We start from the raw sequence: 13,500 nt of genomic DNA on the forward strand, positions 1-13,500 counted from the left end.
CCCTCAGATTTCGTCAGCGAAATGTTTCATGACAAGGCGGATCGGGTTCGGGGCCGCCTGCCCCAGACCGCAGATCGAGGCGTCGCCCATGACCTGGCATAGATCTTCCAGCAAATCGGTGTCCCACTTGTCGGCTTGCATCAGTTTCACCGCCTTTTCGCAGCCAGCACGACAGGGCGTACACTGGCCGCAGCTTTCGTCTTCGAAGAAGCGCAGCATGTTCAACGCCGCATCGCGGGCGGTGTCCTGATCGGACAGAACCACCACGGCGGCCGAGCCGATAAAGGTGCCATGCGGTTGCAGCGTGTCGAAATCCAGCGGGATATCATCCATCGACGCGGGCAGCAGGCCCGAGGACGGACCGCCCGGCTGGTACGCCTTGAATGTCTGACCTTCGGCCATACCACCAGCAGCTTCGATCACGTCCAGAATGGTCGAGCCGGCGGGCAGCAGGTACACACCCGGCTTCGCCACACGACCCGAGATCGAGTAGCTGCGCAGTCCCTTGCGGCCATTCTTTTCAACCGAGCTCAGGATTTGCGGCCCTTCGCGGCAGATTTTCGAGACCCAATACAGCGTCTCAACGTTGTGAACCAAGGTTGGGCGGTTAAAGACCCCAACCTGCGCCACGAACGGAGGACGGTGGCGCGGCAGGCCCTTCTTGCCTTCGATTGACTCGATCATCGCGGATTCTTCGCCGCAGATATAGGCACCAGCACCCCGGCGCAGGTCGATGTAACCTTCTTCGACAATCCCTGCCTGCTCCAACGCGACGATTTCACGGCGCAGGATTTCCAGCACGGCTGGGTATTCGTCACGCATGTAGATAAAGCAGGTCTCGGCCTCGACCGCCCATGCGGCGATCAGCATGCCTTCCAGGAAGACATGCGGCGTGCGCTCAAGATAGTAGCGATCTTTGAATGTGCCGGGCTCGCCCTCATCGCCGTTCACGGCCAGATAGCGTGGACCTTCATTCATGCGAACAAAGCCCCATTTCTTGCCCGACGGGAAGCCAGCACCGCCAAGACCGCGCAGGCCCGAGGACAGAACGTCTTCCTGCACCTTTTCCCAATCGCCGCCCTCGCGCAGCTCTTTCAGCTTGGCGTAACCGCCGTCGGCCTCATAGGCCGCGAAGGTTTCGTAGTCAGGCAGATGCGCATGGGTGTCACCCGCTGCAATTGCGGCCTGTACCTTTTCGGGGGTCGCATGGTCGATGTGGTTGTGTCCGATCTCAAGCACCGGAGCGGTGTCACAGCGGCCCATGCAAGGAGCGCGGACAACACGAACCTCGGCGGGGTCCAGCCCATCTTCTAGCGCTTTTTGCAATTGTTGCGCACCGGCCATCTCGCAGGACAGGGAATCACAAACGCGGATAGTCAACGCCGGAGGAGGCGTCTCGCCCTCTTTCACCACATCGAAATGGGCATAGAAGGTCGCGGTCTCATAGATCTCGGCCTGACCGATGCGCATTTCAACCGCCAAGGCGGCGATGTGGTCGGCGCTGATATGGCCGTGCGCGTCCTGAATCAAATGCAGAAATTCGATCAGCAAATCGCGGCGACGGGGGCGATCCCCCAACAGGCGCGCAATCTCCGCCTGTGCCTCATCCGTGAACTGACGGCCTTTGGGCGTGTGCCGCCCTTTGCCTTTACCTGACTTCCAAACGCCCTTGGGTGCGCCTGATGGCTTGGTATCTAATGGTGCCATGATGCCCTCCGATTGAGGCTCCGTGTCTCATCAGAGGAGGATATCGTCAAATCGTCTTATGCAATCGCACGATAACGACACCTTATCACCGCAAAGGCGGCGTTTTTCTCTTACCCTTGCAAAAACAGGGGTAAGAGAGCCTCAACGGCGGGTAAACGGCGGGACAAGCTCACCCCGCGTCCGCTACCGCACCAACTCGAAGTAAAACGCGTCCTGTAACGCATTGACCTCAGGCCACGAATAGTTGGCTTCGGTCGCGCGGATACCAACGCTCATACAGTCGTCTTTTTCATAGTCCACACAGAAAGACGGACCATAAGGTACGGGGCCATGCTCCGGGTGTTCGTGCCAGAGCCAGAAGCCATCGGAATAGTTGCCGTCTTCGTCTTTGCAAACGTCAGGCGACCACCAATGATTGGCGTCGATTTTGTACATAGTTTCAGGATAGTCATCCATATCAGGTCCTCAGCTAAAGTTACGATTTCTGTACTAACGCTGTATTCCTGTATGGGCTGATAGCAGCACAGCAGAATGATTCTGTCCAGACAGCAAAAACCCCGCACTCTACTGAAACGAGAGGCGGGGCTTTCAGGTCTCATATATCAGCATTGGTCAAGCCGGAGGCCGAGTGACCTGCAATTTGCCGGTGTTCATATCGTAGGTGCAAGTGCCTGGCTCAATCGCAAAACCGAGTTTGTTCTCTAGGCTGACGAAGATATTGTATTCGGAACCTTGGCCCTGAACCCAAGCGGCAAACTTGCCCCACACAACTTTGTCTTCGGTATCGGCCAGCAACTCGTGCCAAGCGGTTTTACAATTGAGTTCAGCCCGCGTTTTCGGGTCGTTCTCATATTTGTACCACACATAGGCGACAACGCCGGAAGCGACCAAGGCCGCTCCCATTGCCAGTTTTCCCCAAATGCTCACGACCAGCATCCCTTCTGAGCGCCAGCAGCCAAGATAGCGTCGTGTTGACCTTTAAGCTGCGACAACTGCCCGCTTTCGTCTTTGTCAGCGGCCATAAGGAACAAAGCAGGCCAGAACAGCACCAAACCTACGCCCATTGCCACGGCGTCCGTTTGAGCCTTTTTGTCCTGTTCCCCGGTCAGGTGGTTCACTTGCGCGACGACCCGAGCGTGTTCCTGCTTTAGCTGTCCACAGCTTTGCCCACCGTACATGCCCATCGGCACGTAGGCTGCGGTGACTTTATCCGCGCTCTGAGCACATGCGCTCAACGCTAGAGAACCCGCCAGTGCGGGTGCGATCAGTTTTTTCATTGTCCGGTACTCCTTCAGTGCGCACGTAATGATGCGCAATCAAAATGGCATGTGATTTTCTGCCATATTCATGTGGTTAGATGTCAATTTGCGGTCGGAACCAACGGGAAGTCTCCTGCGGTGTTGGCCCCCTCCACCAGAACCGCTTTTGGGCATCTAGGCGGTGGGCCTCAACGTCTTCAACACTTCCCAATTTGCCTGAACCCAATCCGCCAGCCTACCTTGTTTTTCATGCATCGTTTTGCGTGAGTGGCAGGGGTGACACAGCAGGATGAACGGTCCAGTGTAAAACCGGTCGCGCCAATGCGGCGCGGCACCCAGCCCAAGACAAAACTCCAACTCATCCGCCACCGCGTCGTCGTGGCCGTAGAGGTGGTCAAGCTGGTTGGCTCCCTTGACGCCGCAGATATTACATAAAGGGTCCTGCGGCGTTGATCCCAACTGGCTCAGAACCGCGCGGCGCACAGACCGCCACCTATAACCTAAATACAATTGCTCGCGCTCTAGAACAGCCGGAGAGAGGTGGGTAGGCTTTTCCGGGTGGGCTAACCGGGTTTCTGCCGAAACAAGCCTATTCCGCGCTGCTCTAAGCTTGCCCATATTCTCACCCAATCAATGCCATAACGTCTACAACGCGCGGACGCCGCATAACCAACATCCCAGCCGCGTCTATCATCGCCGCCAATGCATCTATTTTCCCGCCCTGCTGCTCGCGCTCAAGCTTCGTATTCGCACCAACCTGAGACATCAGCACGTTACTAACACACCAAGCCAACGCCGGTCCGTTGTCGGCAATCAGTTTGCCCTCAAGCATCTGGCGTTCAATTCGCTGAATAGGCGCGTTCAATCCCTGAATGGTCTGGCGGATGGCGAGGATATCAGGTTCTGATCCATCAATGTCGTACCCGCGTTCCTCGGCTGGCGTGTACAGGGAAGAACCAGCATACGGGTCCATGCCAAGCCCGTGAAACTTTCCGGCATCCCGCACACGGTCCATCACGTCCAAAATCTCGGTCAGATCTTGTCCTGGCTCCACGATGCGCAAATCGCCGTGGTCAATAAACTGGTCTAACTGGGTCTGCTCCTTCTTGTGGTAGTCGTAAGACGACTGAAAGCACCACGACTGCGCCCAAACCAACCAATTCTCGTCACGGTCCACGCCGATAGCAGCAAGGCTCGTCCAGTCAAAGCTAGACCCAAGGTCGCACCCCAAGGCCACGTATTCTGAACGTTCCAGCAATGCTTCCAACGACATAGGCTTAGCAGCAACGCGGTCCCACTTCTCGGCAACTGTCCAAGCCCCAGTTTTCAGGTTCCGCATCGGCTGTATGTTGAAGAACTGCGACCGCATCACCTGAACAGCAGCAGGACCAGCCTCCTTCGCGGCCTGAATCGTGCGGCGGTAAAACTGCGCGTCGGCAATGTGCGGATAGCTCGGCAACAACTTCGGCCACGTAGATTCATCCCGCACCGGGTCACAACCTTCCCACGGCTCAAAGATGCACGGCAAAAATGTGGGGTCGTCAATCGTGCCATCGCGCACCTGTCGCGCGTATTGAAGCAGGTGCAAGAACATCCCGCGCGGAAGGCTGTCGCTCACGGTTGTCACGTAAACGATTTTCGCCTGCGGGTCCGCTGCCAACGCACCGCGAAGTTGCGCGCGCAGACGATCAGACGAAGAGATTTCCCCCGCCAACCACAGCTCATCGACAAGGCAGCTACCCCTAAGCCCAGCAACCGCACCAGCATCAAGCGGCTTAACGTTGAGCTTGCTGCCGTCAGCAAGGTTTTCGATTTCTTTGACGCTGTCACGGATGTGAAAAGCACGACTGAGCGCCGGGTCAGCACGGACCGCACCCGCAATCACGTCAAAGGTCAATTGGCTAATCCGAACCGTTGGCGACAGGATAGTGAAGTTGGCATGAGGCTTCTTGTTGCCGATGAATGCGCTCAGAAACAGCAAAGCACCGCCAGCCGATTTGGCAGATTTCTTGCCGACGCAGATCAACGCCTCTCTAATTTCGTCGTCGCCCCAAATCGCCTTGCCGACCGTCCGCAACCAATCAGACGACGGCAACGAACCAAAATTGGGCTGGCCGACGAGGTCTGGCACCCGCAGACGGTCTACCCGCTTACCAAATTTCACCGCGCGTTCGGTTTCGGTCGGAAGTCGCTCAACTGTGATTGGTAACTCGCCGCGCTGTAGCCTTTCTTGCCAATCAACACAGGCCGTGGGCGTAAGGTCAGCCGGTGAAAGGTTTTTCACAGAATATCCTTCCAGTCGTCGTCACCACCCAACGCATCCTCGCCCATTTTTGCCTTCGCCATTTTGGCGGCGCGAATTGCAGGATGAGCCTTCAGCTGCGTTAGCCCGGCACGAACGGAACTTGACGCCGAATTGGTGAGACGGGACTGGGCGGCGAATTCCTCCTGATCTTCGTTCTTCAGCGCCTTCAATGCCAAGGCTTCATGCAAAGCGGTGCGCCTTTGCGCCCGAACAACGGCTGCAATCATCTCAACGTCGGCCGGGACCATGCCAGACTGAACGGTGACAATGTCAGCAAGTTCGTGAAACGCATCTGCCCACTGACCGGTCAAGTCCGCCGGGATTTTCGACAGTTCCTGATTTTTGGCATTGCCGCCAGCTATTGCTACAACATTTTCTGTCATGGCAGGAATTATAGCCAGGGAGAGTTACGTATAAATCCCTAAAATTATTAGAAATTTTCTTGTTCTTTTTCAGGGACTCGGTCAGTAAGGTTTGTGCCAGTATTCTTCAAATTCGTGCATCGTTTTTACTGACCATGTTTGTTTCACGATCAAAACCAAAAAAGGCTTCGCCAAGAGCAATGGATTATCTCAGCAACGCGACGAGGAAAAAACAGTCTGCACTTCTGATATTTTGCTTAACATCTATTTCGGTTTCGGTCTTTAGGCTTCGACTAACCAAGATTGAAAATGCCGGTTTTGATCTTCTCGTGCCCGAGTATTTGCTTAGTTTCGTCTTGGTACTGTCAGTGGTCTATCTGTTTGTATCTTATCTTGTGGCGTTCCTTGATGAAGGGATTCAATACTTCACAATCGACGAAAAAGTTAAGAAAGAGTGGAATGATCTAAATAGGATTATTTCCTTTCATAACATGACTAAAGCTTTGTTTTTTTTGCGCCAACTTAAGAGATGATTTTGCACGCTACGAGAATTCTAGTGCTTCTGAATACATAAAAGGTGGCCAAGTATACGTGAACTACCTTCGTCTGAAAGAAATCGTTGAATCGGGACAAATAGACGAGTGCAGGCACGAGATTAGCGAACTCGCAGAACAAACCAAAATTGCTTGCGATGACACCACGAAAGCACTGATGCGTAGGAAAACGTGCTGATATTTGGGACGATGCGCATGTACAGAGTATGGGTCTTTGATTTGATGTTGCCCCTTGCTGTGTTTGCATGCGCGGTCGCAGGGTGGTTCGGGTATTTGGATTGGGTAGCACCCCAATTGGAGCACTGGTTCCCACAGGTGCTGGAGAACCCGGCTATGGCTGAACCCGAAAATTCTTCTCCAGTCGCAGAATAACGTCCCTTTTATAAACGCTATCCCCGCGCGGCGCTCGGGCCTTAGTTGAATGTTTTCAACCCTCCGCCCCCCGTCGTGTTCCCGGCTTCCTATCTAGACCCATCGGAGAGCGCCGGAGCAAGGCGAGGAGCGTGGGTAACGGGATTTATGGCCCTAGTGGCGGGCCTTCAATCAATAGCAGAGTAAACGTTTTGGCTAGTACAGGTTTGATGCTACGGTCGGTAAGCAAATCTGATTGGTGGGAAAATCTTATGAAGGTAGTAACCGCTGTTGCGTTCCTAGTTGCGTTGACCCAACCCGCTTTGGCCTTTGACAGGAAGACCACTGCAGCACTTGGGCTATGCCACGACTACGTTTGGGAAGTGCCAGAGTTTACCGACTTGCCTAACGCAGCCATAAGCGTATTCCCCGGATGGGACGACGGCGACAAGCTGTTGATCTTCTGGAACGTCTATTGGGACGACCCAATTGTTCGGCAGGCTGGTAACTGTACGGTTATCAACGGAGCAGTCGAAGGGTTCGAAGACTACACCAAGTTAGAATAGCCGAACTCAAACTCACCTATCTCTGCCGCCCGGTAGTTCTGGTTCGCTTGGGAACGCATAGTCTGGCGGGTCGATGCCGTGGGCTTCAAGCCACTCCTTAAACACCAACCAATCATCCTGGGGACCGCGCGAGTACCGGGCTTGCCGTGCTGACTCTAGCTTGCACCGAAGGTCGAAGGGGATGGTCATGGGCCATTTGCGCATAGCATTTGTTCTATTTTTGTTCTCACCACGAGGCAAGACCTAGCCAGGAACATATTCAATCGCTACCGTTGGAACATGCAAAGCATCGTCACCATCATCGGCTCGATCATCGTCCTCATATTCCTGCTGTGGCTCTACTTCGTCGTGCCTTGGCAAATGGCAGAACGCCGCAATCGGAACACATGGATCTGGGTCGCCATCAGCGTGGTCGGTTCGCCTCTGCTCGCCATCCTGTTGCTGTATGCGCTGGGCGATGCGACGGACGCCGCTTAACCGTTATTCAACTAAGTGGCACATAAATCCGGCCATTTTTACCTAGTTAAATTGACTGTGCTATTCGCCACCCATTAGTTTGTCGAAAGCGACGCCTAAGCTTTCAATGACTGATCTTTCAGGAACAGGCGAGTTACTTGGAATTGGGCTGGGCATGAATGGGTTGTTGCCTGTCTCGTCAATAACTCGGCCGTAGCCCTTGCCAACTTTTGCACCCACCCCTCCAACTGGAGTTCCAGCGGTGCTTATCAAAGCGCCAGCAGCAGCAGCGCCCATTGGCCCAGATAGCATCGTAGCTGTGCCGACAGTAGCTGCACCATAAGCCCCGTTCGCTATCCATGGGCCCGCCAATTCCCCCATTCCTTCCGCCGGGCCTGCAGCTGAGGCGCCAGTAGTATACAATTGTCGTTCCCAATCATTTCGATAGCGGTTTTCTCTTCTTTCAGTTTTTCTCTGGGCTTCGACGATAAATCTGCGTTTTTCATTTTCGAGGTCCATAGCGCTTACGCCCCGTTCAAAAAGAAATTTATCTAGTTCAGTGTTTACCATTGCGGCACCTGGCGATGCCGCCGCTTGATCCGCGAGTCGGCCTTCGAGCACTTTTTCGTCGGCGACCAACTTACACATTTCATAGGCTTTTAGGGCTTCCCCTTCCAAGCCTCCACTTGGTAACGGAACTCCATCATGTGTTGCTGTGAAGTTTTGAGGGTTTGTCTTCACCACACCTCTCCAGCGTTCTTCTGGTGAAAATGGCGGGATATCAATCAGTGCTAAGGCATTGTAGTCGATGTTGCTTAGTGTTGAATTAAAAGATTGGGTGCGAGAGATGAATTCTCCATTTGACGACAGAGTCACCTCGAACCCATTTCCGGTCACCACAATGTTGCCGCTCTGGTCCACAGTAGCTTCTACTGATGCACCACCGGATGTTCCCGTCCAATAGATATTCTGAAATTTTGCGGCGCGTTCCTTCGCTGCGGTTTCATGCGTTTGAGTGCCAAGTAAGTCATCCGCCAACGGCGGAACACTTTGCGCGGTCGACGATGGGTTGAAACCGTCAGTCGAAGATAGGGCTGAGTTTGCGTTTTGTTGCGAATAACACAATGTCGGAATCAAAACCGATACAACAATAGCCGTAGTGCTCAACGGTGACATGCTAACACTCCCATTTCATCAATATTTTTGAATATTCCTGTTCGATACTGCGTCCACAAAATCAATCTTAACAAAAAACCTAGCATGTATGACGCGGATTTGTAGGTTCTGCCTTTCGCAAATCCAAACATGATACTCCTAAATACTGCGTAGGTCTGCGTATCGGGTACGCTCTAGGCGACGCACCCAACACGATTTAAGCGGGAGGCGAAAACAACTGATCCTCTGGTATGTACACCTCTTTTAACCGGCGCAAAAAACATCCATGGTAATATCACGATGAGACCATCCGGTGCTTGTTTGTCGGATCTTTTTTGGGGGGTTCTTTGGTAGATGCAGGACACTGAATTCATAATTGAACTACTAAAATCGGATTACAGGACACATCTTCCGGGTGAAAACCCTTACCCGGATTTGGAGGAACTGATTGCTCGTACAGACTTTGATTTTCCAACAGGTCAAGTAGCAGATCAAAGAGACAACGGAGCCATCAACCGAGACGAGATTAGCTACCAGTACTTTCCAGACAGCGATAAGCGAATTCTCGTGCACCGTTTCATCGTAGCAGTCGGCCTCGGTAAGTGGCCGCCAAGAGATTTGGATGTTCACCACATCAACAACAAGCCTGATGACAACCGGCCCACAAACCTAGAATTGGTTACTCGGAGGTACAACAACGAGGTTCGCCGCGCACCGCTCAAGAAGGTCGCTGACCTAACAAAAGCGAATAAGTGGGTCAGCGAGATACCCAAGGTTGAGAAGAAAGCAACGAAAAAGTCGGCACGAAAATCAAAGCCGTCGATACTGTCGCCGGATTCCCCAATTGAGGCATTCGCGCGTGTACCAGAGCATGACGGTTCGCCCGACGGAGCGTTTCGGTCAAATCAGCACTTAAGTTATTTTGTTAATAGAAAGGTTCCATCGTCAGAGGAAGTTCTCAGGCGATATTACACCGTTCCTGAGGACGTAGTTTGGACAGGCAGGCGCAAAGGCGTGGATGATTGCTACTGGGAAGCAACCACGGGAATCTGGTACTATGTTGACCCGAACAACGCCGATTGACCGTCATACTTGTGCTGCTAGTTTTGGGGCCAGCGCCGCACGTCGGGCAAGTAACGGTGGATTATTACCGAGAGTAGGTAAGAGCTCCTCACCACTAAACTGCAAGTAGGTATAGATACGGAAGTAAGGGGGCAAAACGGGGAAAACGGGGAAAATGCACCTAGGCGCGTATAACTGTCTCAGATTCTAGATCAAAATAGTTTTGCTAGGGGAGATTTTGCGCCGCTTGCACCGCTTTCACCTTTTTCCGTTCTATAACAGAACTTTACGCTGGGGGGCAAATCGGAGTAAGGGCTCCCATTTGCACCTTTTGCCCCCCCTATGGGGCGTAAAGGCCCATACGTTACTGTCAGCCTAGAACGGTATGTTCTCTGGTTCTTGGGGCTTGTTTTCTGCGCTCCTAGCCCCGAACAACGTTGTCTTTCTAGACCCCGAAAGAAGGTTCAACGACAATAGGCCAACAGGCCGTTGTCTGTACTTCCTCAGCAACGCACTAACAGCCCGCGCATTGAGGTTGCCTGGCGACACCCCATTGGCGGCGTAGTAGAGTTCTTCGAACTTCGACTTCAGGTCGGGGTCATCTAGTATTTTCCGCGCGGTTACTGCCAACACTCCTTTGTCATGTTGGTGTTTTTGCAACGCCTGTTTGGTCCAAAGAACCTCAAGGAACGCTTTCAGTGCACCAAGGTCAGCGGGCAGGTCTCCTTGTTCTTCTGGGCGCACAGGGTCAATACCGGAGGCAAACTCTACAGCGGACCGCACAGCACGGTCCCATTGCAAGAACCGGGTGTTCTTGCTTGCGTCATATTTCGGTGAGTTGGCAGCTTGGTTTGCGGCGTAGATGGTTGCTAGGTGTCTGAGTATTTCAAGCCGATTGTCCACTACATATTGCTCGGCGTCGGGATGCTTGAACTTCCGTAGCTCTGGTTTGTCCGTAGGTGAGAACAACCTTACCTCGTACAAACGAGACGCTATGTCTGTGCCTTTTGAAATGTTGTTCCCGTTGTACACCATCAGGAACGTTGAATATGCTTCAATCGTTTCAGAGGCCCCGAGCAGTCGGTCATTTACGACAGTGCTGGTGATAAAACGAGAGTGCGTTGCGTCGTCAATAATTCCGTTGTCCGGTATATTGTCGAACACAATCATAGCTGGACCTTGGCGGGCGAAACTTATCAACTGTCTTTGGCGTTCGGCTTCGTCCGTTCCGTAGGGGCTGGCAGCGCACCGCGCGTTCAGTACCATCAACGACCACATATTACACAGCGTGGTCTTGCCGGTCTTCTGTATGAACGCATTCACCAACACGCCGGGAGTTGCGATGAAATGTGACCGTTTCACCATCAGCGTCAACGGAGCGGCCACGGCCATCGCACGGTCCACGTCCGCCTCAAACAACACGTCGCAGAACACATTGTCCTGGAGCCATTGCCAGCTTGCCTTTGCCCGCTGTTCTGTGTCACCAAACCGGATATTCAGCTGTGGGCTGTTCAGGTAGAGCATCGTGGCTTTGTCGTAGCCGGAGCCTTGAAGCAGGCGACCTTTGTTGTCGAAGGCGGGATAGTCGATGACCCCGACAAGCTGTGAAAGTCCTTGGGCTTGGCGACCGCGAATTACAGCCCCCACATGAACGGGTGTGTTCTTTGGCGCCCAATGGAAAAACTCTGTCCCGTTGTCGTCTTCTTCCGTCACCACTAAACCGAATTCCACGCATCGGTTGACCTGTTCGGCAACAACATTGGCCGGTGGTTCGAACATCAGCTTGGCTTTGACGGGTTCTTTGTCCTCAGTGCCAAGGACGTGCGCACCAACCAAGACGCGCTCGCTGATACCGACAGTGCGGCCAGACATATTGAACAGAGTTTCGCTGTTTGTCAGAACCGGGATAGCATTGTCGATTGACAGTTCTGGGCGCAGTGGTCGCCAATATTCAATGCGGCGTCCTTCATTGGTTTTGTCGCCGGGTCTGGGCATATCGTTGTAATCGTAGCTGGTGCGCAGAAACGGTTCTCCGGTTGGGTTTGGCTGTGCTGCTTTAGCAAGGTCAACAAGATCACGAGACAGCGGGGTTTCGGCTTGGTCAGCAACATCCCAGCTTCTAGGGGTGTCCGAGGGATAGTCCACCATCCTCCAAGTGGGGTTCATCGCTGTTAGTAACCGGCCCATCCGCTTGCCGCGTTCGTCGTTGTCCGGCCAGACCACAACTCGTCGGTGTTTGAGAACAGACAGATCATAGGAGTTGACCGCGCGTTCACTTGTCAGCGCACCATACACAGATGCAGAAACAGCAACTACGCCCCTCGGTTTGAGAACGGTGTTGATGTAGTCCGCTGCCTTTTCGCCTTCGACCAGCCAGACCTCAGCAGCATCGAAGTGATTTAGAAGGTCCAGACCGTACAGAGGCCATCTTCCTTCGGCCAGCATCGGCAGCAGCTTTTCCGTCGTGCCAGTACACGCCCAACCGTTGCCGCCTTCGTCATATTTGATCGCGTACCAAGTTCTGTAGGTCTTATAAATTTTGCTGTCTTCGGCCTTGTAATTGTACCGGCCACGCACAAACAGCACCTCTTTCTTTTTTACGCCGTGCTGGTCTTCTACAACCCGATAGTACACCCAGGAAGTTGCGAACCGGAATTCGGCGTCCTTAATCACTGTGCCGTCAGCCAATTTCAGTCTCTGCGAAACTGAGGCCCTTAACTTGGGCGGTTCAGAGTGAGTTGCCGGAACGACCGCAGTCCACGGTTTTACGGATGTAAGTCTGCTTTCGTTGGCTTCGGTGTCGTCATGCTCGGGCGACGGTATTTTGTCTGGTTCGATCACAGGATTTCCCCCCTGCTTGCGCCTGCAGGGGCTTTACTCCGGCCACGGGTAGAAATAAACTACCTATGGTTGTACATTCCCACAGACTTGGTTGAAAGATTGGCCCACGACTGCTCGAACGGTCGTGGGTTCTTCCTTGTATTCCTGTATGGGTGTACTCATCGGTACTCGTGCTTAAAACACACGCCAAATATTCGCCTTTTAACAGACGCTTATCAGGGGTATATTTCGTGTAAGCTTGGGGCATTTTCGTGTAAGATCTGCTCCTTGTTGTATTGGCCCCCGGTCGCCGAGATGCGGGGGGTAATCTATTTTCGGAGGTTGCAACCTTAACGTGCAAAATTGCTCTGAGCTAGGGATGCGCTACGGCTCAATCTTGTAGGTTTCGCTGATTGGGTCGTAGAGCATGAGCCGAACATCTACTCACAAGGCGCTGACTATGCTTTGGGCGGTGCGCAGTTCTGTCTTGTTCTCAACCTTGACGCCGTAGCCGTTCGCAGCCGCGTGTTTGATCGCGCCGATCAGTTCTTCATCTCGCAGGGTCATTGGCTTCATGCCACAACCGCCTTCCGCGTCTTGCGTTCGCGGTACGCAATAATTGCCTTGCCAGGAATACGCCTCACGCGCGGGCTGTACTCCACATATTCAAGCAACCGTTCCCGCATCAGGAACAGCACATAGCCCAAGTTCAGGTTCAGCGCCGATGCCACCTCGGGCGGGGTATATTCAGCGCCGGGTTCGATATTTTCGAACTTCAGTTCATCACTCATTTGTCTCACCGTTATTCGTTAAAATAGGCTGTTTATAGTATAGGAACCGTAGCGCTATTTACTTGCGCAGTAAAGCCCTATACTTTAAGAGAGACGCTTTGGCGTACAGCAC

14 protein-coding genes are annotated in these 13,500 nt (G+C 53.3%); 3 read left to right on the top strand and 11 right to left on the bottom strand.

The genetic code is table 11. The features are described from left to right. Positions 1-3: 3 nt before the first annotated feature. From ACR0IP_RS10215 to ACR0IP_RS10245, 7 genes are all read right to left on the bottom strand, one after another. Positions 4-1,707, bottom strand: coding sequence for an NAD(P)H-dependent oxidoreductase subunit E (locus ACR0IP_RS10215; protein WP_480525348.1), 1,704 nt, complete (start codon positions 1,705-1,707; stop codon positions 4-6). A 183-nt stretch (positions 1,708-1,890) separates the two neighbouring features. Continuing rightward, positions 1,891-2,163, bottom strand: a complete 273-nt coding sequence (locus ACR0IP_RS10220; protein ID WP_480525350.1) for a hypothetical protein — start codon at positions 2,161-2,163, stop codon at positions 1,891-1,893. A gap of 156 nt (positions 2,164-2,319) precedes the next feature. Continuing rightward, positions 2,320-2,634 (bottom strand): hypothetical protein, encoded by a 315-nt coding sequence (locus tag ACR0IP_RS10225; protein WP_480525352.1) that lies wholly within the window; start codon positions 2,632-2,634, stop codon positions 2,320-2,322. After that, positions 2,631-2,984 carry a hypothetical protein gene (locus ACR0IP_RS10230; RefSeq protein ID WP_480525353.1) on the bottom strand — a complete coding sequence of 118 codons (354 nt, stop codon included), beginning with the start codon at positions 2,982-2,984 and terminating at the stop codon, positions 2,631-2,633. Before ACR0IP_RS10230 ends, ACR0IP_RS10225 begins: the two co-directional genes overlap by 4 nt. Before the next feature lie 156 nt (positions 2,985-3,140). Next, entirely contained in the window at positions 3,141-3,449 is a 309-nt protein-coding gene (locus ACR0IP_RS10235; protein ID WP_480525355.1) for a hypothetical protein, read from the bottom strand. Between the two features lie 139 nt (positions 3,450-3,588). Next, the gene (locus tag ACR0IP_RS10240; RefSeq protein ID WP_480525357.1) at positions 3,589-5,250 is read right to left on the bottom strand and encodes a terminase TerL endonuclease subunit; all 1,662 of its coding nucleotides are present in this window, start codon (positions 5,248-5,250) and stop codon (positions 3,589-3,591) included. After that, complete coding sequence (locus ACR0IP_RS10245) at positions 5,247-5,654, bottom strand: hypothetical protein (RefSeq protein ID WP_480525359.1); 408 nt, start codon at positions 5,652-5,654, stop codon at positions 5,247-5,249. Before ACR0IP_RS10245 ends, ACR0IP_RS10240 begins: the two co-directional genes overlap by 4 nt. Before the next feature lie 1,156 nt (positions 5,655-6,810). On the opposite strand from ACR0IP_RS10245, the gene ACR0IP_RS10250 reads away from it, so the two are divergent. Beyond that, positions 6,811-7,104 (top strand): hypothetical protein, encoded by a 294-nt coding sequence (locus ACR0IP_RS10250; protein WP_480525361.1) that lies wholly within the window; start codon positions 6,811-6,813, stop codon positions 7,102-7,104. Positions 7,105-7,383: 279 nt separating this feature from the next. Further along, the gene (locus tag ACR0IP_RS10255; protein ID WP_480525363.1) at positions 7,384-7,581 is read left to right on the top strand and encodes a hypothetical protein; all 198 of its coding nucleotides are present in this window, start codon (positions 7,384-7,386) and stop codon (positions 7,579-7,581) included. A 60-nt stretch (positions 7,582-7,641) separates the two neighbouring features. Here ACR0IP_RS10255 and ACR0IP_RS10260 read toward each other — a convergent pair whose 3' ends face one another. Continuing rightward, positions 7,642-8,736: a hypothetical protein gene (locus ACR0IP_RS10260; RefSeq protein WP_480525365.1), complete on the bottom strand. Its 1,095-nt coding sequence runs from the start codon at positions 8,734-8,736 to the stop codon at positions 7,642-7,644. 333 nt (positions 8,737-9,069) lie between these two features. Between ACR0IP_RS10260 and ACR0IP_RS10265 the strand changes: the two genes are divergently transcribed. After that, the gene (locus ACR0IP_RS10265) at positions 9,070-9,798 is read left to right on the top strand and encodes an HNH endonuclease signature motif containing protein (RefSeq protein WP_480525367.1); all 729 of its coding nucleotides are present in this window, start codon (positions 9,070-9,072) and stop codon (positions 9,796-9,798) included. 354 nt (positions 9,799-10,152) lie between these two features. On the opposite strand, the gene ACR0IP_RS10270 is transcribed toward ACR0IP_RS10265, so the two are convergent. From ACR0IP_RS10270 to ACR0IP_RS10280, 3 genes are all read right to left on the bottom strand, one after another. Then, the gene (locus ACR0IP_RS10270) at positions 10,153-12,465 is read right to left on the bottom strand and encodes a hypothetical protein (protein WP_480525369.1); all 2,313 of its coding nucleotides are present in this window, start codon (positions 12,463-12,465) and stop codon (positions 10,153-10,155) included. Between the two features lie 576 nt (positions 12,466-13,041). Continuing rightward, positions 13,042-13,173, bottom strand: coding sequence for a hypothetical protein (locus ACR0IP_RS10275; protein WP_480525371.1), 132 nt, complete (start codon positions 13,171-13,173; stop codon positions 13,042-13,044). Next, positions 13,170-13,388 carry a hypothetical protein gene (locus ACR0IP_RS10280; RefSeq protein ID WP_170555579.1) on the bottom strand — a complete coding sequence of 73 codons (219 nt, stop codon included), beginning with the start codon at positions 13,386-13,388 and terminating at the stop codon, positions 13,170-13,172. The genes ACR0IP_RS10275 and ACR0IP_RS10280 overlap by 4 nt, the downstream gene beginning before the upstream one ends. Between the last annotated feature and the right edge of the window lie 112 nt (positions 13,389-13,500).

The organism is Ruegeria sp. AL11, from assembly GCF_056540865.1.

Bases quoted from the DNA above. Each gene is read 5' to 3' on its own strand.
- ACR0IP_RS10215 (WP_480525348.1), bottom strand. From the start codon at position 1,707: ATGGCACCATTAGATACCAAGCCATCAGGCGCACCCAAGGGCGTTTGG.
- ACR0IP_RS10220 (WP_480525350.1), bottom strand. From the start codon at position 2,163: ATGGATGACTATCCTGAAACTATGTACAAAATCGACGCCAATCATTGG.
- ACR0IP_RS10230 (WP_480525353.1), bottom strand. From the start codon at position 2,984: ATGAAAAAACTGATCGCACCCGCACTGGCGGGTTCTCTAGCGTTGAGC.
- ACR0IP_RS10245 (WP_480525359.1), bottom strand. From the start codon at position 5,654: ATGACAGAAAATGTTGTAGCAATAGCTGGCGGCAATGCCAAAAATCAG.
- ACR0IP_RS10250 (WP_480525361.1), top strand. From the start codon at position 6,811: ATGAAGGTAGTAACCGCTGTTGCGTTCCTAGTTGCGTTGACCCAACCC.
- ACR0IP_RS10255 (WP_480525363.1), top strand. From the start codon at position 7,384: ATGCAAAGCATCGTCACCATCATCGGCTCGATCATCGTCCTCATATTC.
- ACR0IP_RS10260 (WP_480525365.1), bottom strand. From the start codon at position 8,736: ATGTCACCGTTGAGCACTACGGCTATTGTTGTATCGGTTTTGATTCCG.
- ACR0IP_RS10265 (WP_480525367.1), top strand. From the start codon at position 9,070: ATGCAGGACACTGAATTCATAATTGAACTACTAAAATCGGATTACAGG.
- ACR0IP_RS10275 (WP_480525371.1), bottom strand. From the start codon at position 13,173: ATGAAGCCAATGACCCTGCGAGATGAAGAACTGATCGGCGCGATCAAA.
- ACR0IP_RS10280 (WP_170555579.1), bottom strand. From the start codon at position 13,388: ATGAGTGATGAACTGAAGTTCGAAAATATCGAACCCGGCGCTGAATAT.